Origin of the sequence: Candidatus Palauibacter scopulicola (assembly GCF_947581915.1) — a bacterium.
Lineage (GTDB): Bacteria > Gemmatimonadota > Gemmatimonadetes > Palauibacterales > Palauibacteraceae > Palauibacter > Palauibacter scopulicola.
Genome location: NZ_CANPWG010000021.1, coordinates 44,797 through 70,656, shown reverse-complemented (window position 1 = coordinate 70,656; position 25,860 = coordinate 44,797). Strand labels below are relative to the sequence as shown.

17 protein-coding genes are annotated in these 25,860 nt (G+C 69.7%); 11 read left to right on the top strand and 6 right to left on the bottom strand.

Annotated features, from left to right (window positions below; genetic code table 11):
- The first annotated feature begins 5 nt into the window (after positions 1 to 5).
- The 4 genes from RN743_RS04295 (at position 6) to RN743_RS04280 (ending at position 4,685) form a co-directional block, all read left to right on the top strand.
- Entirely contained in the window at positions 6 to 1,811 is a 1,806-nt protein-coding gene (locus RN743_RS04295) for a M66 family metalloprotease (RefSeq protein WP_310776601.1), read from the top strand.
- Positions 1,808 to 2,368, top strand: a complete 561-nt coding sequence (locus RN743_RS04290) for a hypothetical protein (protein WP_310776599.1) — start codon at positions 1,808 to 1,810, stop codon at positions 2,366 to 2,368. The genes RN743_RS04295 and RN743_RS04290 overlap by 4 nt, the downstream gene beginning before the upstream one ends.
- 49 nt (positions 2,369 to 2,417) lie before the next feature.
- Positions 2,418 to 4,373, top strand: a complete 1,956-nt coding sequence (locus RN743_RS04285; RefSeq protein ID WP_310776597.1) for a prolyl oligopeptidase family serine peptidase — start codon at positions 2,418 to 2,420, stop codon at positions 4,371 to 4,373.
- Between the two features lie 87 nt (positions 4,374 to 4,460).
- The gene (locus tag RN743_RS04280) at positions 4,461 to 4,685 is read left to right on the top strand and encodes a hypothetical protein (RefSeq protein ID WP_343218985.1); all 225 of its coding nucleotides are present in this window, start codon (positions 4,461 to 4,463) and stop codon (positions 4,683 to 4,685) included.
- A gap of 4 nt (positions 4,686 to 4,689) precedes the next feature.
- Here the strand turns inward: RN743_RS04280 and RN743_RS04275 are convergent, their stop codons facing one another.
- From RN743_RS04275 to RN743_RS04255, 5 genes are all read right to left on the bottom strand, one after another.
- Entirely contained in the window at positions 4,690 to 6,399 is a 1,710-nt protein-coding gene (locus RN743_RS04275) for a serine hydrolase (RefSeq protein WP_310776594.1), read from the bottom strand.
- Between the two features lie 78 nt (positions 6,400 to 6,477).
- A complete protein-coding gene (locus RN743_RS04270; protein WP_310776592.1) occupies positions 6,478 to 8,103 on the bottom strand; it encodes a PQQ-dependent dehydrogenase, methanol/ethanol family in 1,626 nt (541 codons plus the stop codon).
- Positions 8,100 to 8,918: a c-type cytochrome gene (locus tag RN743_RS04265; RefSeq protein WP_310776590.1), complete on the bottom strand. Its 819-nt coding sequence runs from the start codon at positions 8,916 to 8,918 to the stop codon at positions 8,100 to 8,102. The genes RN743_RS04270 and RN743_RS04265 overlap by 4 nt, the downstream gene beginning before the upstream one ends.
- 62 nt (positions 8,919 to 8,980) lie before the next feature.
- Entirely contained in the window at positions 8,981 to 11,071 is a 2,091-nt protein-coding gene (locus RN743_RS04260; protein WP_310776588.1) for a S9 family peptidase, read from the bottom strand.
- 2 nt (positions 11,072 to 11,073) lie between these two features.
- Positions 11,074 to 11,691 (bottom strand): hypothetical protein, encoded by a 618-nt coding sequence (locus tag RN743_RS04255; RefSeq protein WP_310776586.1) that lies wholly within the window; start codon positions 11,689 to 11,691, stop codon positions 11,074 to 11,076.
- Between the two features lie 109 nt (positions 11,692 to 11,800).
- On the opposite strand from RN743_RS04255, the gene RN743_RS04250 reads away from it, so the two are divergent.
- The 4 genes from RN743_RS04250 to RN743_RS04235 all read left to right on the top strand — a co-directional run bounded on the left by RN743_RS04250 (position 11,801) and on the right by RN743_RS04235 (position 20,211).
- Positions 11,801 to 13,792, top strand: a complete 1,992-nt coding sequence (locus RN743_RS04250) for a prolyl oligopeptidase family serine peptidase (protein ID WP_310776584.1) — start codon at positions 11,801 to 11,803, stop codon at positions 13,790 to 13,792.
- A gap of 43 nt (positions 13,793 to 13,835) precedes the next feature.
- Positions 13,836 to 17,117, top strand: a complete 3,282-nt coding sequence (locus RN743_RS04245; RefSeq protein ID WP_310776582.1) for an Ig-like domain-containing protein — start codon at positions 13,836 to 13,838, stop codon at positions 17,115 to 17,117.
- Between the two features lie 122 nt (positions 17,118 to 17,239).
- Positions 17,240 to 19,747, top strand: coding sequence for a CehA/McbA family metallohydrolase (locus tag RN743_RS04240; RefSeq protein ID WP_310776580.1), 2,508 nt, complete (start codon positions 17,240 to 17,242; stop codon positions 19,745 to 19,747).
- Entirely contained in the window at positions 19,744 to 20,211 is a 468-nt protein-coding gene (locus tag RN743_RS04235; protein WP_310776578.1) for an NUDIX domain-containing protein, read from the top strand. The genes RN743_RS04240 and RN743_RS04235 overlap by 4 nt, the downstream gene beginning before the upstream one ends.
- Before the next feature lie 35 nt (positions 20,212 to 20,246).
- On the opposite strand, the gene RN743_RS04230 is transcribed toward RN743_RS04235, so the two are convergent.
- On the bottom strand, positions 20,247 to 21,698 hold the full coding sequence (locus RN743_RS04230; protein ID WP_310776576.1) for a sodium/solute symporter: 1,452 nt from the start codon (positions 21,696 to 21,698) through the stop codon (positions 20,247 to 20,249).
- Positions 21,699 to 21,887: 189 nt separating this feature from the next.
- Between RN743_RS04230 and RN743_RS04225 the strand changes: the two genes are divergently transcribed.
- Genes RN743_RS04225 through RN743_RS04215 form a run of 3 tightly spaced genes read left to right on the top strand, consistent with a single transcriptional unit; the run spans position 21,888 to position 25,858 of the window.
- Complete coding sequence (locus RN743_RS04225) at positions 21,888 to 23,261, top strand: pyridoxal-dependent decarboxylase (protein ID WP_310776574.1); 1,374 nt, start codon at positions 21,888 to 21,890, stop codon at positions 23,259 to 23,261.
- A 3-nt stretch (positions 23,262 to 23,264) separates the two neighbouring features.
- On the top strand, positions 23,265 to 23,936 hold the full coding sequence (locus RN743_RS04220) for a hypothetical protein (protein WP_310776573.1): 672 nt from the start codon (positions 23,265 to 23,267) through the stop codon (positions 23,934 to 23,936).
- A 44-nt stretch (positions 23,937 to 23,980) separates the two neighbouring features.
- Entirely contained in the window at positions 23,981 to 25,858 is a 1,878-nt protein-coding gene (locus RN743_RS04215; protein ID WP_310776571.1) for a gamma-glutamyltransferase family protein, read from the top strand.
- Positions 25,859 to 25,860: the final 2 nt, after the last annotated feature.

Here is a 25,860-nt window from a genome sequence, read left to right as displayed (position 1 = left end):
GCAGCGTGAACAGGCGATTTCTACTCGCGGTCCTCGCGGCGGCCGGCTGCAGCGACCTGGCATCGCAGCCCGAACGGGTTCCGGGCGCGCTCGAGCTTCTCCCCGCCGACGCCACCGTCCTCGAAGGTGAGGCCGTCCGGTATCGGGTGCGGGTGCTGGACCAGAGCGGCGCGGCCTTCAGCAGTATTCCGGCCTGGGCGTCTCCGCGCTGGTCCGCGGCCGATCCGTCCGTCGCCTCCGTCAGCTCGGACGGGGAGGTCATCGGCCTCGAGGGGGGGTACGAGACGCGGGTGGCCGCGGAGGTGGCGAGCCTGCAGGCCGGAGCCTGGGTAAGGGTGAACCCGTTGAGCGTGAAGCTCGAGGCGTCCGCCGTGCACCTGACGCAGGCGGTCCAGACGCTGGGCGGAGATATTCCTCTGATCGCGGGCCGGCCCGCACTCCTTCGCGTCTTCGTCACGGGTGACAAGACGAGCTTCTATCGTCCCCGCCCGCTGGCGACCTTCCATCACGCTGGCGCACCGATCCACACGATGCGGCTGGACCCGGCCTCGGACCGGATCCCGCTGGAGGCCGAGGAAGGCAGGCTGGACCGATCGTTCAACGGAGTGGTCCCGGGCCGGGTCCTCCAGCCCGGGGTCGAACTCGTGGTGGAACTGGATCCCGACGGCATCGTGCCGGCGGATCCGGGAAGCGACCGGCGCGTGCCCGCCGAAGGGCGCCTGAAGCTGGATGTGGTGGCCGTTCCCCCGCTGGGCCTGACGGTGGTGCCGGTGTTGCACTCCGCGGATACGCAGGCGGCGCTGAGCTGGGTCGACGGGATGACCGCCACAGACGCCAGGATCGGGTTCGTGCGCTCGATACTCCCGATCGGTGAACTGGAACTCACGGTACACGAGCCGTACCAGACGACAGTGGACCTGAAGACGGCGGAAGGCTGGTTGGGGCTCCTGCGCGAGATCAGCGTGCTCCGGCTCACGGAGCGGCGGCGCGACTACTACTACGCCGCCCTTGCGGCGCCTCCCGACGCCCCCTTCAAGGGCCTGGGCTACATCGGCAGGCCGGTCGGCGTGGGGATCCTCGATCTCGACACGTTCGCCCACGAACTGGGGCACAACATGGGGCTCCGGCATGCGCCCTGCGGTTTGGCCGTGAACCCGGATCCGGACTTCCCGTACGAGGATGGCTCCATCGGGGTCTTCGGATACGAAACCCGGCGCGGGAACACGCGGATGGTCGATCCGGCCGAGTATTGGGACCTGATGACCTACTGCGACCCGAGTTGGATCAGCGACTATCACTTCGTCAAGGCCATGGAGTTCCGGCGGGAACACGAATCGCTGATCCTGCGGGACGTCGATCCCGAACCGACGCTGCTCCTGTGGGGGAATGCCGGCGCCGGAGACCTTCTGCTCGAGCCCGCCTTCGTCATCGACGCGCCCGCGACGACACCGACCGCGGAGGGTCCGTATCGCCTGGAAGGGTTCGACGTGGCGGGCCGGTCCCTGTTCTCCTTCTCCTTCACGCCGGACGAAGTCGAGTTCGGCGGTGGTCAGTTCGCCTTCGCGATTCCCTGGGAGGGCCGCTGGGGCGGTCCCGATGGGCTGAATCGGGTCGAACTTACCGGTCCGGACGGCGCGGCCGCGATCGGACGCTCCGGGGGACGCGCGACGGCCCTGGCCCTGGACCCGGACACGCGCCGCCTGCGCGGCATCCTGCGCGACCCGGGGCAGGCGCCTCCGTGGGCGGAAGGGTTGGATCTCATGGTCAGCGACGGAGTCCCGCGCGAGGGGATCCCGCGGCCGCGGCAGTGAACGGCCCTGGGCTCCGCGCCGGCTTCGTCCTGGCGCTGATCATGGCCGCCGGAATGTTGATCGCCGGCCGCGCCGCCGCCCAGACATCCGTCGAAGCGCGGAGCGGCCTCGCGGTGGGGAGTCACACGTCCACCGCGGCGGGTCTCGAATGGACTCCCGCCCTCTCGTACGAAATCCGGATTGCGCGACGGCTGCGCCCGCGGGTCGCCGTCTCCGCCGGGTATGTCCGGACCGCCTTCGGCTGCAGGGAGGGGTTCTGCCGCGGGAGAGAGCCGACCGTCACCGGCAGTCACGCCGCCCTCGGTGCGGAACTGTCGCGAGGCTGGCTGTGGGGCCGGGTCGGCATCCTCTACGGCACGACGCGCGTCGGGACGGAAGGCGAGACCCCGCGTGCGGGCCCCGGTCTGGAGGCGGGCGCCGGACTCCGATTTCGCCTCGGCCGCGCGCGCATCGGGCCGGGCCTGTCGTGGCGGCGCATGTCCGCCGACACCCCGTCAAGTACCGACCACGCCGTCGCGCTCGGCTTCGATCTGGGCGTCGTGTTCGAATTCGATTAGTCTCAACACCACGCTGGCGTCGCTTGGCCCACAGATCCCGGAGGCTCGGATGCGCCGCCCACACCGCCGGTCCTGCGCCCCCCGCCGCCGCTTCCACGCGACGGCAGTCGTCTCGATCCTGATCCCGGCCGCGTGCGGGGCGCCCGGAGGTGCGGCGCCCGGCGGGGGCGCGGCGGTGGAGCTTGACCTCACGCTCGACAACATCCACCGCAGCAACACGGGGGTGCGCGGCGTCTCGATCTCGCCGGACGGACGTCACCTCGCGGTCTCCGGCTCGGGGCCGGACGGTGCGGGGCTGTATCTCGCGACGCGCGGCGAGGAAGGCGGCTTCGGGACGCCGCGATTCTGGCTCCAGGGTTCGAATCCGGCCTGGGCGCCCGGCGGCCAGCGAATCGCCTTCTCGGCCGGCGGCCAGGTCCACGTCGCGGAGGTGGGCGATGTCGAAGCGCGCCCGCTGATGGACCGCATGGAGGGGGTGCGGGCGCCGGCCTTCTCCCCGGATGGACGGACGATCGCCTTCTACTCGACCGCCAGCGGCCACCAGGACATCTGGCTCGTGCCGGCCGACGGCTCGACCCCGCCGCGCCAGTTGACCGAGGCCGCGATGGCCCTCGACGATCCGCGCTTCGCGCCCGCCTGGCGGCCGGACGGCCGCGAGATCCTCTACGTGTCGAACGCCTCCGACTACTGGCACGACGACCTCTGGGTCGTCGACATCGAGACCGGAGACCGCCGGCAACTCACCCGCACGCTGATGGCGATGTCCACCCCGGTGTGGTCGCCGGAGGGCGACCGGATCGCCGTGTTCGGCACGGCCAAGGATGAGTACTGGTACGAGGACCTCTCCTACATCTACGTGGTCGAGGGCCTGGAGGCGGGCGCCGGGGCGTCGGAGCGCATCGTGGACATGCAGGTCTATGCGACCGACGCGGCCATGCGGCACGCTCCGTCGTGGTCGGCGGACGGCGCGTTCATCTACTTCCCCTACCTCGAACGCGGCACCGTCAACGTGTGGGCCGTGCCGGCCGCCGGAGGGGTAGCCACCCGCGTCACGCACATGGAGGGGACGATCTCCTCCGTCAGCCACACCGCGGGCGCCGGGACCGTCGCCTTCGTCCACTCGTCGCCGACGGGGGGAGGGGAAGCGTACGCCCTCGATCTGATCGGAGGCATCCCCCGGCGTCTGACCTCGTTCTCGCCGTCCTGGCGGTCCGTCGCGGCGCCCCGGGAGATCGCCTTCCCGAGCTTCGACGGACTCCGGATCCAGGGCTTCCTCTACGACCCGCCACAACGGGCGGCGGGGGCCGTGTGCCCGGCGCTCGTCCAGGTCCACGGGGGCGGGACGAACTCCTACCAGCGGGGCCTGAACCTCACCGAACAGTACCTCGCCTCGAAGGGGTTCGTGGTCCTCGCCATCAACTACCGGGGCGGTTCGGGCTTCGGGCGCGAGTTCCAGGATCTCTCCGTCGAGGACTGGCTGTGGGACCAGGCGCGCGATGCCGGCGCGGCGGCCGATTTCCTGCGCACGCTCCCCGGGGTGAACGGGAAGGTGGGGATCTACGGCGGCAGCTACGGCGGCAGCATGTCGCTGTCCGCGATCAGCCTGACGCCGGACAGGTTCGATGCGGCCGTCCCCATGCGCGGCGCCTACTCGAAGCTGAACACGCTCGAGTACACGGACCGGCTGGGGAAGATCTTCTCCGTCACCGGACACGGCGGGACCCCGGAGGAGCGCCCCGACACGTACGCCAAGAGCAACGTTGTGTCGCGCATCGCCGACATCACGGCGCCAGTCCTCCTCATGCACGGAGAACTCGACCGCCGCGTGCCGATCCAGAACTTCGAGAACGCGGTGGCCGAATTCGAGCGGCTCGGCAAGAGCGTCGAGGTGAAGACGTACCCGGACGAAGCGCACGGTTTCCGGAACCCGGACAATCGCGTCGACACCTGGTCGCGCCTGGAGGAGTTCTTCACGCGGCACCTCGGCGGCTGCTCCACGGGCTGAAGGCCGCCGGTCCGGAAACCCGTATCGCCGACCCCGCGTAGGAGGTCACGGCGCGGGCGTTGTCCCGCCGGTCGAGGAACCCGGATGATGCATGGGGAGGAATACGTGAAGAACCCGCTGACAGCCGCCGTGCTGAGCTTTCTCGTGCCGGGCGTCGGCCAGTGGTACAACGGCAAGTTCCTGCGCGGACTCTTCTGGTTGCTGGTGACCCCCGGCCTGTGGCTCGGCACCGGCGGCACACTGGGCTGGGTTTGCCACATCGTGTCGGCGGTCACGGCCTACAGCTACGCGAACCGGCTCTACGTCCGCTGACCCGTCAGGGCATGCGGTCGAAGCGGCCGTAGTAGTCCAGCTCGACGCCCGTCACGCGCGCGGTGTCGTCCAGCAGGAACGAGACGCCGATCCGGACGTCGCCGAACCACATGTCGAACCGGTCGACGTGCCAGTGCTCGAGCGGCATGCGCACGGGACGTTCCCGACCATCGAACTCGGCCACGAGCCGCAGTTCGCCGGTCGACTCGCCGGTTCCGGTCGCGGATCCGTTACGCGCCCCGTTGCGTGCGGCGCCGGCCGATGCGCTCGCGGCCGGGCGTTCGTGTACGCCGGGCGTCCCGTCCCACCGGCCCAGCCGGCCCTCGGCAGGCATGAGCGGCGGGATCGCTTCGTCCGTCAGGCGAATGCGCAGCTCACCGGCGTAGCCGTTGCGGTACGTCCCGGCGTAGGCCTCGAGCGGCACCGAGGGACCCTGGTCCAGCCGGGCCGCCTGCCGTGCCTCCTCCGCCTCGAAGGTCCGCCGGTTCCCCTCGGCGACGCTCCGCTCGAATTCCGCGTGCCAGTCGCGGTTCCGCAGCTCCTCCGTGCCCACGAAACGCGCCATCGCCCACTTCGTGAGCACCCACGGCAACTCGGAGTTCCGGTTCGTCGTCGCCCACACGCCGAAGCCCTGTTCCGGCGCCAGCGCGATCGAGCAGTTGAACCCCAGAGCGTTCCCCCCGTGGCCCACGCCCGTGACGTCCCCGAACCTCCCCGTCGACCAGCCCATCGCGTACGCGCCCGGCCCCTCGAACGGCATCCAGCTGCTCGGGTTCCGTATCACGGTGTGCGGCGTGTGCATGAGTTCGACCGATGCCCGGGAGAGCGGCGGATTCGGATGCGTGCCGACGTGGAACCGCATCCACTCGGTGATCTCGTCGGCCGACGTGATCACGCCGCCCGAGGGCACGGTGACGTCCTCCGCGTACTGCCACGGCACGGGCTCCAGCGGCATGCCCGTGGTCGCCGCGTTTCCGATGAACCGCCGCTCAATGATGGCGTGCGGCTCGGCGTGGTTCGGGCTCGCGTTTGCGGGCGCCATGCGCGCGGTCGTCGTCGTCATCCCCAGCGGATTCCAGAGCTTCGCGCGCGCGTAGGAGTCCCAGTCCGTTCCCGAGACGGTTTCCACGAGGTGGCCCGTGAGGACGAACATGTCGTTCGTGTACCCGTAGCGGTCGCGGAACGCGTGGTCCGGGTCGGTGTGGGGGAGGCGCATGAGATAGTCTCGCCGGTCCGTGACGAGCGGGCGCAGCGGCTGATTGCTCCCGGTTCCGACGCGGTGCGTGACGATGTCGCGTACGCGGATCTCGCGCGTCGTCCACGGGTCGTGGAGACGGAACCACGGGATGTGGTCCGTGATGCGGTCATCCCAGCGCAGCTTCCCCTCTTCGACCAGGGACGCGATGGTGGCGGCTCCGAACGCCTTCGAGCAGGAGCCGATGCTAAACAGCGTCCCTCCGTCGACGGGCGTGTCCCGACCCAGTTCGCGCACGCCGTAGCCGGTGGACACGTAGCTCTCGCCCTCATGCACGATGGCCAGACCCAGCCCGGGCACTTCCCACCGGGCCATCGCGTCCTCGACCCACGCGTCGATCTCTTCGACCGTGGGGGGAGGCGGGGCGGGAGACTGCGCCTGCGCCGCTTGGGCCGCGAGCAGGAACGCTGCTCCGAGAAGCACCGTGGCCGGTACGCCGCGGCGCCGCGCTGGCTGCATGGAAAGACGATTCCGGGATGTCATTACGGCCTCCTGCTCAAGTCGCCGGACGGTCGACCGGCGTTGTCACTCAAACCGTTAGGGGAGTCCGAAGACCCACAGGACTCCGCCCGCGGCGGTCGCGATGCGCTGTTCGCCGTCTACCTCGAACGACATGGGGCCGGTGCGGACGCCGGCGCCGGCTTGGAAGTCCCACAACGCCTCTCCCGTCTCCGCGTCGAGGGCGAAGATGTTGCCTTCGTTGCTTCCGCCGAAGACGAGGCCGCCCCGCGTGGCCATCACGCCGGCCCACGGCGGGGAGAGCAGCGGGAACTCCCACTTGAGCTCCCCCGTGAGCACGTCGAGCGCCTTGACCGCCCCGCTCGCGTCGTCGCCGGACAGCGCCTGCTCGCCGCCGCCGAGAAACGGCTGGCCGGGCTCGTACTCGACGTCGGCCTTGTAGTAGACGGCGCCCATGATCCGGGTCGCCTGGTAGAAGAGCCCGGTGTCCGGGCTGTACGAGGGGCTGAACCAGTTCGCCGCCCCCTGGAGGCTGGGCCAGACGAGGTTCCCCTCCTCGGTGGGTTCGGTGCCGGGAATCACGATCGGGCGGCCGTTCTCGTCGAGGCCCTCGGCCCACGTCTGCTTCGAGTACTCCGCGCCGTGCAGGAACTCGCCGGTCTCGCGGTCGAGCACGTAGTAGAAGGCGTTCCGGTTCGCCGTGACGACCAGCTTGCGGGGTTCGCCCTCCCATTCGGCGTCCACGAGCACCTGGATCTGGTTCGCGTCCCAGTCGTGCGTGTCGTGCGGCGTGTACTGGAAGTACCACTGCATCTCGCCCGTGTCGGGGTCGAGGGCGAGGATGGAGTTCGTGTACAGGTTGTCGCCGGGCCGCAGGTCCCCGTTCCAGTCGGGGGCCGGGTTCCCGGTGGGCCAGTAGAGGAGGTCCAGCTCCGGGTCGTACGAGCCGGTGAGCCAGGTCGAGCCGCCGCCGTGCTCCCAGCTGTCGCCGCCCCACGTCTCGCTCCCCGGCTCGCCCGGCCGGGGGATCGTGAACGTGCGCCAGAGGAGATCTCCGGTCTCGGGGTCGTAGGCGTCGACAAAGCCGTTCGCGCCGGCCTCCGCGCCCGACACGCCGACGATGACCTTGCCGTCGAGCGCGAGCGGCGCCGTCGTGATCGAGAAGCCGAGGAAGTTGTCCGCGACGTCCACCTCCCAGCGGACGGCGCCGGACCGGGCGTCGAGCGCCACGAGACGGGCGTCGAGCGTGCCCACGAATACCGTCTCGTCGAGGATCGCGACGCCCCGGTTCACGCGCGGGAAGCCGATGTTCTTCGTCGAGGCGGGGACTTCCGCCGACCAGTGCCAGAGGCGGCGCCCGGTGCGCGCGTCGAGCGCGCTCACGTTGCTCGGCGGCTCCGTCACGTACATCACGCCGTCCACCACGACCGGCGTCGTCTCGATGAGCCCGCCGCTCATCTGGTAGGCCCAGATCACCTTGAGGTCCTGGACGTTGTCGCGGTGGATTTCGTCGAGCGCGGAGAAACGGTGCGAGGCGTAGTTGCCCGAGTACATGAACCAGTTGTGCGGCTCGTCGTCCGCGTTCACGAGCCGTTCGAACGGCACCTGCGCGCCCGCGCCCGCGAAGGCGCCGCCGCACAGGAGAGCCACTGCCGCGAGCGCGGGAGCCGCGACGGCGGAAGGGCGCCGTGGTCCAGGTCTCATGATCCCTCCCCGAGGTCGACGAGGAAGGCGACGAGGTCGTCGATGTCCGCTTCCGTCATCTCTTCCACGGCGGGCATCAGGGAGTGGTCGAACTGTTTCTCGAGTTCCACGAGATCTTCCTTGCGAAGCGAGACCGTGCGGCCGGAGATCGACCGCAACTGGATCGTGAAGGCGTCCTCGTTCACGCGCATGCCCGTGATGACGCGGCCCTCGCGCGTGACCGCGCGGATCGGCAGGTATCCCCTGAACCCCCGCAGCAGACCGCGCCGGGAGACCGGCAACTCCGAGTCGGGCGTCTGCAGGGACGCGTAGAGGTAGTCGACGCCGCGCCGCAGCCCGATGCCGGTGAGTTCAGGGCCGATCCCCGTGCCGCGGCCCTCGACGACGTGGCAGGAGTAGCAGTCGCCGGCGGTGGCAAATACTTCACCGCCGCGCGCGGCGTCGCCCGTGACCTCGACGACGGCGTCCTGTCCCAGCGTGCGGACGTAGGCCGCGATAAGGTCGACTTCCAGATCCGACACCAGGTTGGATCTCGTCCCGGGCATGCCGGTACCGGGGATCCCGCTGCGGATCACCTCCACGAGCGATTCGTGGTCCGGTGCGCGGGGCAGGGTGGGGCGCGCCAGGCTCGGCCCTTCTCCCCCGTGGCCGAGCATGCCGTGGCACCGGCCGCAGTGGGCCTGGTAGAACATCGCGCCGCGCGCGAGACCGGCTTCGGTGACCTCGGTCTCATCCTGGGCCGCCGCCTGGCCAGCCGCCGCGAGCGCGCTCGCCACGAGCGCGAGACCGCACAGACTCGGACGGAGCCGTCGCATGATCCTCCTCCTCCGCGGGCGTCCCTTCTCGCCACTAATCAACGTAGCCGCCCGGCCGGGCCTTACGGAACCAGCGCCTCCGGTTCCAGAACCCAGCGCGTGAGCCACTCCACGTTTCTCGACATGAGATCTCGCTGGAGACGCGGAGACCTAACGCCATGCGGTTGATCAGGGTACAACACAAGGGTCGTCGGCGCTTTACCGATGGCGCGGACGGCCTCGAAGAACTGGATGCTCTGTTCGGCCGGCACCCTCTCGTCCCTTTCTCCCACCTGGATGAGGAGCGGTGTCGTCACGTTTTCAACATGACGGTAGGCGGAGCGCTCCTCGTAGAGATCCCAGTCCTCCCACGGTTTCGAGCCCAGGTAGGTGTGGTAGAACTCGGGGATGTCCGTCTGCGAGTACATCGAGATCAGGTCGTTCGCGCCGGCGCCCGCGCTCGCCGCCCTGAAGCGGTCGGTCTGCGTGATGCCCCAGTAGGTGTGGTGCCCGCCGAAGCTCCATCCGCTCACGGCGAGCCGATCGGGATCCGCGATCCCGCGGTCGACCATGACGTCCACCCCGGAGTCGATGTCGACCCAGTCCCGGCCGGAGATGTCGCCGCGGTTGAGTCCCCGGAAGCGCTCGCCGTAGCCGCTCGAACCGCGGTAGTTCGGCTGCAGGACGGCGAACCCCATGCCCGCGTACACCTGCACCGGGTAGGCGCCGCGCGTCGCGTTGAAGCGGTCCGACGAGATGCCGGACGGGCCGCCGTGGATCACGAGGACCAGCGGGACACGGTCCCCCTCCGCGTACCCGACGGGAAGCGTAAGCACGCCTTCGATTTCCTCGCCGCCGGCGCGTGAAGGCCACGACTCGACGCGCTGTTCGCCGAGCGCGAGGCCGGCGACCTGCGGGTTCAGGTCGGTCAGGCGCTCGGGGCCGAAGGCGTCCACCGGAGTGATGAAGAGGTCCGGCGGCGCCATGCCGTCCTCCGCGGTGAACGCGAGGAAGCGCCCGTCCGCCGACATGGAGGCGCCGGAGTAGTAGTGCCGGCCATCGGTCAGGTCGCTCGGCGGCCCCGCTGCGGCGCCATCGGCGAGCGGGACGCGGTACACGGTCGCTCCGGTGCGTCGGGCCGCCGAGACGATGAGCCGCGAGCCATCGATGTGGACGAGGTTCGCGTTCGCGTCCAGACCGGCGGTGAGCGACACGGGCTCCATTGCCGCGCCGTCCGCGCCGAACGGCACGCGCCAGAGCTGTCGATTGAAGGTGCCGAGGAGTTGCCCCGTTCCGGACACGACGAGGCCCGACTCATCGTCCCACGCCACCGGGTTCTCCCCGCCCGCCATCGACGTCACGCTCCGGGCCTCGGCCTCCGCGCCCTCCTGCACGTAGGTCGCGCCGTAGTAGGTCGTCCTCAGCACGGGCGACGACCGCGCGCCGAACGCGAGCGCCCGGGAGTCGGGGGACCACACGAAAGACGTGACGTGGAGGCCGTCCGGCGACCATCTCACCGCTTTGCCGGCCACGTCGTCCTCGAGTTCGGCGACGTGGAGGCGCGACCACTGGTCCGTGTAGACCGAGTCCCAGACCATCGGGCGGCCGCGCACCTCCTCGAGTTCGCGGTCCGCCTCCGTCGCGGCCGGGCTCGCCACGAAACCGAGCCGGCGGCCATCGGGCGCGAAGCGGAAGCTCCCGACCGAGGTCTCGTGGGACGTCACCTGCCATGCCTCGCCGCCGTCGGGCCGGATGCCGTACACCTGCCTCACGCCCTCCCGGTCCGAGGAGAAGGCGAGCCATTCCCCCGATGGGTGCCATACCGGCGCATCGTCGGAACCGGGACGGAACGTGAGCTGGCGGGCATCGGCCGGGCCTCCCGCCGCGGGCACGACCCACACGTCGGTTTCCTGGCGGTCCTCCTCCATGTCCCGTTCCGTGACGACGTAGGCCACCCACCGTCCGCCCGGACTCACGGAGATCTGCGAGAGGCTCCTGAGGGCGAGGACATCCTCGACCGTCATGGGCCGGCGCTCCTGGGCGTCCAATCCGGCCGAGAGGGCGACGGAGAGGAGGACAGAGAGGAGGACAGAGAGGACGGAACCCGTGGCGAGAACCCGGGAGGCGGGGAAGGTCGCGGCACGCATGGCACACCCCTGACGTTGAAGAAGCATCGTTATTCTTCGCCGCTCACGCCCAGATAGAGCAGGACGAACGCCGCCGCCTGCACGACGTGGTACAGCGCATTGTGGTCGAACCACACCGGGTGGATCGGGATCTGCAGTTGCTGGATGGCGGCCGCCGCGAAGGTGAGACCGAAGCCGATCAGCGCCCGCCGCCGGCTTGCGGTGGGGCGGCGGCGCCAGGCGAGCGCGAAGCGCACCGTGAGATAGATGACGGCGGGCAGATAGAAGGCGACCGCGACGGCGAACGCCTGCCACCCGGCAAGGACGACGGCGACGTAGGCGACGTACGCGAGCCCCGCGATTCGCGTGATCCACCGCGCACCGATCCCCCGACCGCCGACGCGGGCGCCCAGCCCCCAGGCCGCGAGCCCGGTCGCGCCCACCGTGAGGATCGTGGCCGGCCACAGGACGCGGTAGCCGAGGGTTGCGGCGTCCCCGAAGAAGCCGTGCACCGTCCCGGCGAAGAGGGCCGCGGCGCCGGAGCCGGCGAAGAGTCCCATCGCCCACGGGCGGAGGTCGGCCCGCACGTGCGAGCGCGCGCGCCAGACCAGAAAGGCGCAGAGCAGGGTGAGCCCGTAGTCGGTCAGCGTGACGGCAGGTTCGGTCAAGGCGCTTCGACCTCCGGTCGCGGAATGGGTTTTTTCCTCTCTGATCGGTATTGTCCGACCATCGCCCGGGGCAATACTCACACCACGCCACCGCGAAGAAGGAGGAGCCGTGCCTCGATCCCCGCGAACGGTCCGAATCGGCTATCTGCTGCCCGCGGTCATGGGGTTCCTCGCCGCAGGCTGGTCGCTCCCCGGAGGCGGAGTCGTCAACGACGGCCGGATTCCTCTCACGCTGGAGAACGTCTTTACCGCCGGAGGGGGCGCGGGACGCGCGGTGCTCTCGCCCGACGGATCCACGCTCGCCGTGTCCGGACCCGCCGAAGGTGCGGGCGGATCCGGGGTCCACCTCGTCCCGATCCCGGCGACGGCGGAGGGGGTGGCCGCCGCCGACGCCTCGACCTTCCGGGTCGCCGGGCGCGCGCAGACGTGGTCTCCGGATGGAGGGCGGCTGGCCTTCATCGCGGGAGGGAACCTCCTCGTCGCCGCGACGGGAGAGCCGGGCCGGGTGGTGGTGGAAGGCGCGAGCGGCCTGCGGGCCCCGTCGTGGTCACCGGACGGGGAGACGCTCGCCTACTACTCCACGGCGTCCGGTTCCCAGGACATCTGGCTCGTCAACGCCGCCGGGGCGGCGGCGCCCCGGCAGCTCACGACCGGCGCGGCGGAGGCCGAGGACAGCCGCTTCAGTCCGATGTGGTCGCCGGACGGCCGGTGGATCGCCTACGTCTCGAACCGGGCCGACTGGTGGCACGACGACGTGTGGCTCGTCGGCGTGGCGTCCGGAGAAGCGCACCGGGTCTCCACTTCGCTCATGGCCTCATCCAGCCCCGTCTGGTCGCCGGACGGGTCGAGCCTCGCCCTGCTGGGGACGGCCAAGGACGAATACTGGTACCAGGATCTCGCCTACCTGTATCGGATCGACCTCGATCTCGCCGGCCCCGCGCCCCGCGTCCTCCGGGAGGCGCCGCTCGACATGCAGGTCTACGCGACCGACGCGATCATGCGTTTCGATCCCTTCTGGTCCGGCGACGGCGCGCGCATCTACTTCCCGTACCAGCAGCGCGGAGCCTTCGACCTGTGGTCCGTGTCCGCCTCGGGCGGCGTCGCCACGCGGGTCACGAACGTCGGAGGGTCCTGGTCGTCCCTGCACGCGACGCCGGACGGCCGCCGCGCCGCGTTCACGCGCGATGCCGCGACGGAGGGCAGGGAAGCCTGGCTCGTCGACCTCGACGGCGGCGTCCCGGCCCGCCTCACGGACTTCTCGCCCCACTTCGAGGGCGTCCAGCGGCCCGCGGAGATCTCCTTCCGCTCCTTCGACGGCCTGTACATCCAGGGATTTCTCTACCTGCCGCCGGCGATCCGGGCCGCGCACTCCGCCGGCTCCGACCCGCCCGCTTGCCCCGCTCTCGTCCAGGTACACGGGGGAGGGACGAACTCCTACACCCAGGGGACGAACCTCGTGGAGCAGTACCTCGCGAACGAGGGCTTCGTCGTGCTCGCCATCAACTATCGCGGCGGGTCCGGCTTCGGGCGCGAGTTTCAGGACCTCTCGGTCGAGGACTGGCTGAACGACCAGTCGAAGGATCCGGGCGCCGCGGCGGACTGGCTGCGCCGCCAGCCGTACGTGAACGGGCGCGTGGGCATCTACGGCGGGAGCTACGGAGGCATGCAGTCCATGTCCGCGATCACGCGGACGCCCGACAAGTTCGATGCGGCCGTCCCCATGCGCGGCATCTACTCCGAGTCCCTGACCCTCCCGTACGCGGACCGCGTGGGGAAGATCTTCGCGATCACGGGGCACGGCGGGACGCCGGAGGAGCGGCCCGAGATCTACGCAAAGAGCGAGACGCTCGACCGGCTGGACCGCATCACGGCCCCCGTCCTCATCATGCACGGAGAATTCGACGTGAGGGCGCCGTTCGAGAACTTCGAACTCGCGGTCGAGCGGCTGGAGGCGCTGGGCAAGGAGTTCGAATCGAAGACGTACCCCGAAGGCCACGGCTTCCGGGACCCCGCCAATTCGATCGACATGTACAGTCGGCTCCAGGCCTTCTTCGACCAGCACCTCGGAGGATGCCAAGCCGGCGGCACATCTCTAGATTAGTGTAACCGCGGCCTTTCCCCCCAAAACGACGCAAGGCAAGCCCATGAGGAAGCACACCCGCACCACCCTCGACTCCGACGGTTCAGCTTTCTCTCGCGCCCGTGTCTGGCGTCCCGCGGCGCTCGGCTTTCTCGGTCTGGCCATCCTCTCCTGCGGTGGCGGCGACACTTCGGGACCGCCGCCCGGGCCTCCGCCTCCGCCTCCGACCGCGACCGTGCCGGCGAGAATCACGCTGGAGCCGGAGGAGGTCGCGGTCGTGGCGGGCGACACGGTTCGGGTGCGTGCGCGCGTCCTGAACGACCGGGCGCAGCCCATCTCCGATGCGGTGGTGACATGGACGAGCAGCGATCCGGCTACCGCCACGGTCGATGCCACCGGCCTCGTGACCGGCCTCAAGGAGGGGAACGCGAGCCTGACCGCCACGTCGGGCCCCGTCTCGAACTCCGCCCCGGTCGCCGTTCACAGCCAGGACCGCGCGACGCTCATGGACCTCTACATCGGCACGCGCGGGGGCGAGTGGACGAACAACGGCGGCTGGGGGACCGACGCGCCGGTCGGCAGCTGGTACGGCCTGACGGCGAACGAACAGTCCCGCGTGACGGCGATCGACCTGAGCGAGAACGGCCTCAACGGTCAGCTTCCCGAGGATCTCGGCAGCATGGCCTTCCTCACCGAAGTGGAGGTGGGCGGAAACGGCAACCTCTCCGGTCCCATCCCGTTCTCCCTGTCGGACCTGGGCATCCAGACGCTCAACTACGGCGGCACGATGCTGTGCACGGTGCGCGACGAGGACTTCCAGGCGTGGCTGAACGCGATTCCGACGCGCGCTGGCGAGTTCCTCGCCTGCAACGAGGAACGGTCCGACCTGATGGCGTTGTACGAGGCCATGGGCGGGGAGGCCTGGACGGAATCCGCCAACTGGGGAACCAGCGCCCCGTTGGAGAACTGGTACGGCATCGCCGTCGACGATTCCACGGGACGGGTCACGACGATCAACCTGAATCGAAACAACCTCTCCGGTGAGGTCCCCACCGAGATCCAGTACTTCCCGCACCTGCGCGTCCTGCGCCTGGATTACAACCGGCTCGAGGGCGAGATCCCGGCGGAGATCGGCCTCCTCACCGAACTGCGGCGCATGGACATCGACGGAAACCCGTTCAGGGGCGGCATCCCGCCGGAGCTCGGGAACCTCGCGAGGCTCGAAGTCCTCTGGTTGGGCGGCGGGGACGGCAACCAACTGTCCGGCCCCATCCCGCCCGAACTAGGCAACCTCGACAGCCTGCGGGTGCTCAATCTGTACGAATCGAAGTTCGACGGTTCGATCCCGGCGGAGTTCGGCAACCTGAGCGAGCTGGAGGTTCTCCGCATCACGGGGACGAACATCGGCGGGGGACTGTCCGAGAGCCTGGGAGCGCTCGGGAAGCTCCGCGCGATCCGCCTGTACGACAACGAGTTGTCGGACCCCCTCCCTTCCTGGATTGGGCAACTCGACAGCCTGTTCTCGCTCTGGGTCTCCGACAACGACATCGAGGGACCGCTTCCGGCCGGACTCGGCCAGGCCGACAGCCTGGTGTTCCTCTGGGCGGAGAACAACCGATTGTCCGGACCGCTGCCCGCCGACCTCGGCGACGCCAGCCGGCTCAACACCGTGCGGCTCAATGGCAACCCGGACCTGTCGGGACCGCTGCCGGAGAGCATGACCGCGCTCGAGGAGATCTTCGAACTGCAGGCGGCGGACACCGGGTTGTGCATGCCGCAGACTCCCGCCTTCCGCGCGTGGCTGGAATCCGCGCTCTCGAAGTACCGGATCCGGACCTGCGGGGCCGAAGCCCACGCCGAGGCCTACCTGACGCAGGCGGTACAGTCGCGGGACTATCCCGTTCCCCTGGTGGCCGGGGAAGAAGCGCTCCTGCGCGTCTTCGTGACATCCGAACAGGAGACCGGGGCGATGATGCCGCCCGTCCGGGCCACGTTCTTCGTGGATGGCGCGGAGGTGCACGTGGAGGATATCCCCGCCGGTTCGTCCGTGATTCCAACGGAAGTGCAGGAAGGCGAACTGGACCTCTCGCCCCACGCCATCATCCCCGCCGAGGTGATCCAGCCCGGACTGGAGATGGTGGTGGAGGTCGACCCGGATGGGACGCTCGATCCGAATCTGGGCGTGTCGAAGCGCGTCCCCGAGACTGGACGATCGGCCGTCGATGTGAAGGCCGTGCCTCCGATGTACCTGACCCTGATCCCCTTCGTCTCGACCGTCGACAACGACCAGGACGCGGTGACGCTCGTCAGCAACGCCGACCCGGATGACGAGATCTTCTGGCAGACGAACAACTATCTCCCCGTCGGAGAGCTGGAGATCATCCGCCACGCAAGCGTGAGGGTCGACACGAACGACATGCTCGAGATCCTGAGTCGCGTGGTGACCATCCGGACTGTGGAGAATGGGGTCGGACACTGGTTGGGTCTCCTCCCGAATCCTGCCGGCGGTACCAACGGCGTCGCGTGGCTGCCGTTCGGGCCCGACAGCCTCACGCACCTGGGGAAGACCGCGGCCTCGCGGCTGAGCGCGGAGACGATCGCGCACGAACTCGGACACAACATCAGCCTGTCGCACGCGACGTGCAGAGGAGACGAGGAAGGCCCGGACCTGACCTACCCGTACGAGAACGGAGGGATCGGTGTCTGGGGCTGGGATCCGCGCGACGGCGGCTCGCTCGTGGACCCCACATCCACGGTTCGGGACTTCATGACGTACTGCGACCCGTCGTGGGTGAGCGACTACTACTTCTCGAACGCGCTGCGCTTCCGTCTCCAGGACACGACCGACGTGCGGCGGGAAGCTCCGGCCGCCTCGCGGATGCTCGTGGTCTCCGGCGGCGTCACGGCGGACGGCGATCCCTGGCTCGATCCCGCCTTCGTCGTCGACACGCGACCGGCCGTGCCCACCGCGGGCGGACCGTGGCGGTTGACCGGGCGCCGGGCGGACGGCGGCGAACTGTTCTCTCTGGCTTTCACGATGGCGGGCCTGTGGGATGGCGACGGGCGGTCGGGATTCTCCTTCGCGCTGCCCGTCCAGCCGGCGTGGGCGACGGAGTTGACGAGCCTGGTGCTCTCCGGGCCGGACGGGAGCGTCGAGATGACGGAGGGAAGCGAGCCTCCGGTCGCGATCCTGCGCGACCCGGGAACGGGCCAGGTGCGGGCCATTCTCACCGACCTGCCGCCCGGTCCGCTGGCCCAGACCGCTGCGGAAGACCGCGCGCCGGAGCCGGGGCTCGAAGTGTTGGTGAGCAGCGGACTCCCCGGCGCGTCGGCCTGGCGGCGCTGATTCGAGGCTGAACCTGGCGGCCGGGCGACGGACAGCTCGGCCGCGGGTTCCCCCGTCTTGCGGTGTCGGCGAAACCCGCATTCCGAGGTCGGGATCGCGGGAAACAACGAACGGGAGGGCGCATGCGAACGCAATCGACTGCTCCGCCTTCGGCTTCGCCCCGCCGAGTTCCGTCGTACCTGCCTGTCGTCGCGGCCGTGTTCGGACTCGCTCTGTTGCCCCTTGGCGTGAACGCGCAGTGGACGAACCGGTATCCGAAGGTCGCGGGGTACGGGCACCACGTGTACCTCGAGGGCTACGAGCTTCCGCTGCTCACGGCGGGGCCCATCGACCCGGCCGTGTCGCCGGACGGCGAGCGGGTGGCGTTCGCGTCGCGCGGCTGGATCTGGGTCATGGACCTTGCGAGCGGCGTGACGCGGCGGCTGACCCGCGGCGGGGGGATCGACGCGCGGCCCGCCTGGTCTCCCGACGGGCAACTGGTCGCGTTCGTGCGCGACGACACGGAGGACACGGAGATCGTCTGGGTCGCCGCGGGCAGCGGAGCCGAACTCGGCCGCGTCGACAGCCCCGGACTGGAACTCGACCCCGCGTTTTCCGCTGACGGGACGAAGATCTTCTACTCGTCCGCCGAGTCGGAGGTGCGGGCGCTGGATCTGTGGGCCGTCGACATCGCGACCGGGGTTCGGCGGCCGGTGACCGACGCGCCCGGGCTCGAACTCAAGCCCCAACCCGGCGAACGCGCGCTCGTCTACCTGTGGAAGGGCGGCGGCCGCGACCGCGTCGTCGTGCGCTCCGACGATTCGCCGGAGCCACGGACGCTCATCGAGGGGAACATCGCGTCCATGGCGCGGCCGGCCCTGAGTCCCGACGGGTCCACCGTGGCCGTGAACTGGCCGACCCAGGACGGATGGGATCTGAGACTCCTGAACGTCGCCGACCCGGGGCCGTCGATCCTGCTGGCGTCGGGAGGCCTGCCGCTGACGCCCGCGTGGGGGCCGTCAGGCGAGTGGGTCTACTTCTCCGAAGCCGATGACCGGGAACGGCTGAAGCTCAAGCGCGTGCGGGCCGCGGGTGGCCCCGTCGAGGCCGTGAACGTGACGGCCCGGGATTGGGGAACCGCGACCGCGAGCCTTCGGATACGAACGGTGTTCGAGGGTGGCGGTGCTCCGGTTGCAGCCCGACTCTCCGTTGTGGATGGGGCGGGGCATCCGCTCGTCCCGGACGGTCCCGCGTCGCGGTTCGATGGACAGAGCGGCCGCGTCTTCTTCTATTCGCCCGGCGTCATCGAACTCACCGTACCCGTCGGCGAGGTCACCGTCGCGGCCGTTCAGGGGCTCGCGACGCCCGAATCATCGACGACGCTGCAGCTCGACGAGGCGTCCGGCGTTGCGGAGGTCGAAGTCGTGCTGTCTCCCGTCTGGGACGCGCGGGCCGGCGGCTGGAGTTCGGGCGAACATCACTTTCACCTCAACTACGGCGGCCCCTACGACCTCTCTCCCGACGACCTTCCGCCGATGATGCGGGGCGAGGCGCTCGACTTCGCCACGCCGCTCCTCGCGAACCTCCACAACCGCTTCGAGGACCAGGATCTGTGGACGTGGCGCCACTCGGGCGGCCCGCCCTTCGTCCGCTTCGGCCAGGAGGTCCGGTCCCACTTCCTGGGACACCTGGGCCTGATCGAGATCGACGACCTGTTCTGGCCCTGGGTGTGGGGGCCCGGCTACCAGGTCTACGGGTCGGACGACCGCGCGAACGCCGAGCCGCTGCGCCACGCACGCGCCCAGGGAGGCTTCCAGTACTACGTGCATCCCGTGAGCAACCGGGGCAGGCCGCGCGCGACGCCGTGGGCCGAAGCACCGATCGCCGACCTCCACGGCAGCGTGCCGATCGAACTCGTCACGGATGCCGTGCTGGGAGATCTGGACGCGCTCGAGATCGTCTGTCTCTGGAGCGACGAAGTCCTCACCTCCCAGATCTGGCACCTGCTCCTGAACGCCGGCATCCCGATCGTGCCCTCGGCCGGGACCGATGTGATGAACAACTTCTACCGCACGATGGCCATCGGCGTGTCGCGCGTGTACGCGCAGACGGGGCCGATGGCGAACTGGTCGACCTACATGGACGCGCTCCGGCGCGGCCAGACGTTCGTGACCAACGGACCGTTCCTCGAGTTCAGCGTCGGCGCGGCGGGTCCGGGCGGCGTCGTGCCCGCCGGAGAGGTCTCGTGGTCGCTTGACGTCGCGACCGCCACGGAAGTGGATCGGGTCGAGGTGCTGGTCAACGGCGACGTGGCGTGGAGCGGGGAGGGGCTCGACGGCCCCGGCTCGCGGCGCTTCGAAGGCGACCTGACGCTTCCGGAGGGGGGATGGGTCGCCGCGCGCGCCGTCGGCGGCCCCGCCCGCTGGCCGATGATGGCGAACTATCCGTTCGCGCACACGGCACCCGTCTGGATCGGGAGCGTCGGCAGTTCCGACCCCGAGGCCCGTCAGACGGCGGTCGCCGAACTCCTCGCGATTCTGGGCGTGGCGCGCCTCAGGCTGACCGCGGGCTACGGCGGCGCGGACATCCCCGAACTCCTCGGTCGTTTCGACGCCGCCCGTGAACGGCTGGAGGCGCTGGCCGCGCGGTGACGGGTGGCCGCGGCTCCGGGGCCCGCCCTTCGCGTACCGCGCTGGCCCTCGTGATCGAAGCTCCCGGGCCGGCCGGAGAGACGCGCCGCTGGCTGCTCGTGCGCCGCCCCGATGACGATCCCGATCTGCCCGGCGTGTGGGGCCTGCCCGCGGGCTCGCATGCCGGCGGCGAGACGGACGAGGCGCTCGTCCGGCGCATCGGCCGCGAGAAGCTCGGCGTGGAGGCCGAGGATCTGGGCCGCCTGAGCGAGGGCCACCTCGACCGGCCGGGCTATCGGCTCGAGATGCGCCTGCACGCGGCCCGGGTCGTGGCGGGCGAACCCCGCGTGCCCCAGTCCGTCCCCGGCGTCACCCAGTATTCCGAGTGGGACTGGAAGCTGCCGTCCGAACTCCGGGGCGGGGCGGACCGCGGGTCGCTGTGCTGCCGGCTCGCCCTCGACTTCGCGGCGGCGAGCGGAGCATAGAGCCCGGAGGCCTGCCACACAGGCCGGCTACCGGCTTAGAGCTTGATGTCGAGGCGCCTGGCCGCAGCCAGCGGCGGGGCCGCGAGGCCGCAGCCCACGTAGGCGGCGAGCGAAAGCGCCATCGCGGGGAACACCTCGTGCACGGCCTCGGAGAACGGGACCCAGCGCCAGCACAGCAGCACCGTGAAGCCGGTCAGGAGCGAAGCCACGGCCCCCGCCCCCGTGCCTCGCCGCCAGAGCAGGCCGAGCACCACGGCCGGGAAGAAGCAGGCCGCGTAGAGCCCGCCCGAGAACGCGGTCAGCGTGACGATGCTCCCCGGCGGATTGAGCGCGAGCCAGGCCGTGATGATCGCGAATAGCGCGACCCAGAACCGCGTATGCGCCACCGCGCGCCCCTCATCCGCCTGCGGCCGGAAGAGCGAGATCACATCCCGCTCCCAGGTCGAAGCCATCACGAGCAGTACGCTGTCCAGCGACGACATCGCCGCCGCGAGCATGGCCACGAGGATGAACGCCGCCGGGAGCGCCGGCAGGATCCCCGCGTCGCCGAGCAGCGTCGGCACGACGAGGTCCGATTCCGCGAGCCCGCTGCCGATCACCGCGTGGGCATAGAGCCCGATCGGGAGCAGAAGCGTGTACACGCCGAGGAACGCGATCGTCGACACGACGAGCCCGCGGCGCACCGCCTGCGGATCGGCGAGCGCATAGAAGCGCGAGAGCTGTCTCGGATCGACGATGAACTTGAGCGTCCCCGCCACGATGATCCCGATGAGGACGGGGAAGGGCATGGCCGCGTCCCAGCGGAAGAGGCCGGACGTATCCGGCGCCGCGCGGATCGCGTCGATGGCCCCAAGCCCTCCGGCGCTGTTCAGCGTCCCCCAGAAGAGGAGGATGGCGGCGATGGACATCACGATCCCCTGAACCGCATCCGTCTTCACGACCGAGATGAACCCGCCCACCGCCGTGTAGAGGACGACGACGATGAACACGAATCCGATCGCGCCCCGATAGGGGATGTCGAGGAAGATCTCGAGCAGGTTCCCGATCCCCTTGAACACCGCAATCATGTACAGGAAACTGGCAAAGATCACGATGACCGCCGCCAGGACGCGCGCCGCCCGGCTCTCGAAGCGGAACCCCACGTAGTCGGCGAGCGTGACCGAGTCCACCGCCCCCGTAAAGGCGCGCAGCCGCGGCGCGACCCAGATCCAGGCCGAGAGCGAGAAGACGACGACGGCGGGCGCGAGCAGGAGCCACGGCGCCCCGTACGTATACGCCTGTCCGGAGAAACCGACGAAGCTGTTCGTGCTCGAGTAGGTCGCGAAGAAGGAGAGGCCGAGCACGACCCCGCCCATCGACCGCCCTCCGACGTAGTAATCCGCCCGTCCCTTCGTGCCGCGGCGGCCCTCGATCGCGTGCCGCACGAGCAGGGCGCCGTAGACGGCGAGGAGCGCCACCGCGATCCAGTGTGTCTGCAGCCAGGCCATTCGCCTCTCGGGTCCGGGGTTCGGGGGGCGGTCTCCAGTCCGGTCGCGGGCCGCCGCGGGCGTTCGCCGGGCATTCGGCGGTTCGACCCCGGTATCTGATTGGACCTCGCGTCCTCGGACAAGCCCCGGCTCCAATCCCCCTGCCGGTCCTCGCCCTTTCCGTTGCCTCGCCAATCGCCTGACGCAAGGTTGGATTTCGACGACCGGCAGCGGTCGGTGACGCGGATCGATCCCGGGTCACGCTACCGTACGACGGAGGGCATCGAAGTGGCGCAGGCAACGAGTACCCTGAGTCCCGAAGTCCATACCCGCCAGCGACTTCCCGAGCGGGGAATCGACTGGGAGACGCTCAGGAGCGAACTGCTCGGCCGGAAGGCGGTCGACTACGACTGGAGGAACGGTCGCGTCCCGTACCTCGTCTACTACGTGAACGAGGCGCTGAAGCAGGTGCAGGACGCCTCGCACGCCATCTACTCGGTGGAGAACGCCCTCTCCGGGCAGGGTTCCTTCCCCAGCGTCGGGGCGATGGAGGACGAGGTCATCCAGATGGGCCTGGATCTCTTCAACGCGCCCGAGGGTGCGGGGGGGCAGTTCACCTCCGGGGGCACGGAGAGCATCTTCCAGGCCGTGAAGGTCGCGCGGGACATGAAGCGCGAGGCGCGCCCGGACCTGGGCCGGCTCAACATCGTCGCCGCCTACAGCCGCCACCCCTCCGTGGACAAGGCCGCCCAGATCCTCGACCTCGACATGAAGTACGTGGATTGCCGAGCCGACTTCCGGGCGGACGTGGACGCCATCCGCGAGGCCATCGATGAAGCCTCCGTCTTCATCTACGCCGGGGCTCCCACCATCTACTACGGGCTCATCGACCCGATGCGCGAACTCGGCGAACTCGCCCTCGAGACGGGCGTCCGCCTGCACTCGGATGCCTGCTACGGCGGCTTCATCGCGCCGTTCGCGCGGGAACTGGGCTATCCGGTCCCCGACTTCGATCTCTCCGTGCCGGGCGTGTCCAGCCTGTCCGCCGACCTCCACAAGTTCGGTTTCGCGCAGAAGAGCGCCTCGCTCGTCCTCTTCGCCGATGGCGACGACCTGCGCTACGCGCGGTACGTCATCCGCGACCTCGTTGGCGGCTCCTACGCCTCGGCCACGGCCCAGGGCTCCCGGCCGGGAGGCGCGGTGGCCTGCGCGTGGACCATGCTCCGGCACCTCGGCCGGGAGGGATACCGGGAGATCGTGCGCGGGATCATGGAGACGACGCGCGCGGCGATCGAGGGCGTGAGGGCGATCGACGGCCTCTACGTGTTCGAGCCCGAGGGGGACACGAACCTCTTCCGCTACGATGTCGAGCCCGGCGAACCGTTCAACATCTTCGCGGTCGCGAGGCTCATGAACGAGCGGGGCTGGATGATGGGACAGCACCGCAGGCCGCCCGCCATCCACCAGCCCATCACGTCCGTCCACACGCCCGTGCTCGGCGAGTACCTCTCGGACCTCGAGGCGTGCGTCGCCATCGCCCGGCGCGACCGCCTCGAAGACACCTTCCTCGACGGCACCTACTAACCGATGCCGGCCGGACTGTTATCGGGGCTGATCATCGCGCTCCTGACGCTGCTCGGGGTGGGCGCCCGCTACTACGTGCACGGCGATCTCAACGCCATCCACGGTCTGTTCAGCCTGTTCTTCTCGACGAACCTGCTGATCTGCTACTGGGAGGCGTGCCTCTACCTGCGGCGGGACTACATCGAGGAGCGCCGCGTGTACTGGCGCGACCGGCGGCGCGAGACCGGCCGGACCCCGGCCGTCGAGTTTCTGACCACGCGGGTGCCGCTGAGACGGATTCTGTCCCCGACGGTCTGGGCGGACGCCTGGGCGACCTATTCGATGGTGGATGAATCCTATGCGGATCGCCGCACGTTCGGGTTCACCGCCGATATCGCCAACGGATTCTTCACCCCGGTCCCGACGCTGGTCCTCTACGCGGCCTTCACCTTCGCTTTCCTGCCGGCCGTCGTGGCCGGCATTCTCGCCGCCATGCTGTTCTGGCAGTGGACGTACGTCTCGTCGCTCTACTGGGTCAGCTTCTTCGTTGCGCAGAGGCAGACGCTGATCACGAAAAGCGAGTTCCTCGTCTACGTCGGCGCCCCGACCGCGTTCTGGGTGCTGTGCCCCGCATTCGGACTGTACGTCTCAGTTCGCCTGATCCTCGACGGCCACTACGGCGTGCTGGGATTCTGACCGATGTCGAAGTTGTTTGTCCTGTCATACGAAGGAAGGGCCTGATGAAACGCTTCCCGATCCGGATGATCGCCCTGTTCGCCGCGTCTCTCCTCCTCCTGCCGCCGGAGGCCACGGCCCGTCAGGCGAGCTTCGGCGGGCGTGCCGACCGGCCGGCGCACCGTCCGGCGGTGCCGGGCCCGAACGGGCTGGTGACAGCGGGCCATCCTCTGGCGTCCATTGCGGGTCTCCGCACGCTCATGGCGGGCGGCAACGCCGCAGACGCCGCTGTCGCGACCCTGGCCACGCTTAACATCGTGCGGCCGCAGATGTCCGGGATGGCGGGGAATGGGTTCGTCACCCTCTACGACCGCGTCTCCGATCGCGTGTACTCGCTCGGGGCCACGGGGGCCGCTCCGCTGGCCATCGATCCCGCGAGCCGCACGGCCGACGAGTTGAACAAGGGGATTCACGCGGGCGTCGTCCCCGGCCTGTTCGGGGGATGGATCGCTCTCCTGGACCGCTTCGGCACCATGAGCCTGGCCCAGGTGCTCGCCCCGGCCATCGACTACGCCGAGAACGGCCACCCCATCGAGGCGTCCGTGGTGGCGGCGATCGAGTCTCACCGGGAGCTCTTCGAGAGCTTCCCGTCCAGCCGGCGGATGTTCCTCCCGCGCGGCAGGGTGCCGGAGCCCGGCGAAACGTTCCGCATGCCCGACCTGGCGAACACGCTCCGCAAGGTGGTCGAGGCCGAGCAGGCGGCTCTGGCGGCCGGCAGGACGCGCTCGGAGGCGCTCCAGGCCGCCTTCGACCGGTTCTACCGGGGCGACATCGCCGAGGAGATGGCTCAATTTTATGCGGAGAACGGAGGCGACTTCACCACGGAGGACTTCGCCCGTTACGAGCCCATCTGGGCGGAGCCGATCCACACGACGTACCGGGGATACGACATCTACACCAGCCCGCCGACGTCGCGCGGAGGGTTGGAGGTGACGATGCAGTTGAACCTCGTCGAGGGATTCGATCTGCGGGCCCTCGGCGCCGGGAGCGCGGAGACCATCCACCTGCTGTCGGAGGCGATCAAGGTCGCCAAGGCCGATGTCTATACCTATGCGGCCGACCCCGCCCTGGTCGACGTGCCCCTCGACGCGTTGCTGTCGAAGGAATACGCGGCGGTTCGCCGATCCCTCATCGACCCGTCCCGCGTGATGGCGTACCCGGGCGCCGGGAATCCGGTGCAGGTCGACGAATTCCAGTCGGCGGCAGCGTTGGAGTCGGACGCGCGCGCCCGGGGAGAGGCGGCGGGAGCGACCGCGGCCCCGCTACGGCGGGGACACCTGGCCGAACAGGCGCAGGCGGGGAGCACGACCAGCTTTTCCATCGCGGACCGCTTCGGCAACGTCGTCGCGGCCACGCCCACCCACGGCGGGGCCTTCGGCACAGGCGTGGTGGTCGGCAACACCGGCCTCACCTTCAACAACGGATCGCGCATCGGTTCGACGTCGCCCTACCCCGACCACGTGAACTACGTCCGGGGAGGGCAGATCCCGATCCTCAACAACTCTCCCATCATCGTGCTCAGGGAAGGTCGGTTCCACGCGGCTCTGGGGACGCCGGGCGGCGAGACGATCGGCCAGACACAGTTCCAGGTGCTCGTGAACCTCCTCGACTTCGGGATGCCGATACAGGAGGCGATCGCGACGCCCCGCTTCACTCTGAGCGGGGAGCCCAACTTCTACCGCCCCGGAGCCGAAATCCGTTTCCGCCTGGAGGATCGCCTGCCCGAAGACGTGAAGGCGACGCTCGAAGGGCTCGGATACACCGTGGAACTCGCCCCCGGTTATGCCTTCGGCAGCATCCAGGGCATCACCTACGATGCCGCGACCGGCGCCCTCATGGCCGGCGCCGACCCCCGCCGCGTCGCCTACGCCGTCGGCTGGTAAAG

Coding starts and splice junctions, on each gene's coding strand:
- RN743_RS04285 (WP_310776597.1), top strand. CDS start 2,418: ATGCGCCGCCCACACCGCCGGTCCTGCGCCCCCCGCCGCCGCTTCCAC.
- RN743_RS04280 (WP_343218985.1), top strand. CDS start 4,461: ATGCATGGGGAGGAATACGTGAAGAACCCGCTGACAGCCGCCGTGCTG.
- RN743_RS04275 (WP_310776594.1), bottom strand. CDS start 6,399: ATGCAGCCAGCGCGGCGCCGCGGCGTACCGGCCACGGTGCTTCTCGGA.
- RN743_RS04270 (WP_310776592.1), bottom strand. CDS start 8,103: ATGAGACCTGGACCACGGCGCCCTTCCGCCGTCGCGGCTCCCGCGCTC.
- RN743_RS04265 (WP_310776590.1), bottom strand. CDS start 8,918: ATGCGACGGCTCCGTCCGAGTCTGTGCGGTCTCGCGCTCGTGGCGAGC.
- RN743_RS04260 (WP_310776588.1), bottom strand. CDS start 11,071: ATGCTTCTTCAACGTCAGGGGTGTGCCATGCGTGCCGCGACCTTCCCC.
- RN743_RS04245 (WP_310776582.1), top strand. CDS start 13,836: ATGAGGAAGCACACCCGCACCACCCTCGACTCCGACGGTTCAGCTTTC.
- RN743_RS04240 (WP_310776580.1), top strand. CDS start 17,240: ATGCGAACGCAATCGACTGCTCCGCCTTCGGCTTCGCCCCGCCGAGTT.
- RN743_RS04230 (WP_310776576.1), bottom strand. CDS start 21,698: ATGGCCTGGCTGCAGACACACTGGATCGCGGTGGCGCTCCTCGCCGTC.
- RN743_RS04220 (WP_310776573.1), top strand. CDS start 23,265: ATGCCGGCCGGACTGTTATCGGGGCTGATCATCGCGCTCCTGACGCTG.
- RN743_RS04215 (WP_310776571.1), top strand. CDS start 23,981: ATGAAACGCTTCCCGATCCGGATGATCGCCCTGTTCGCCGCGTCTCTC.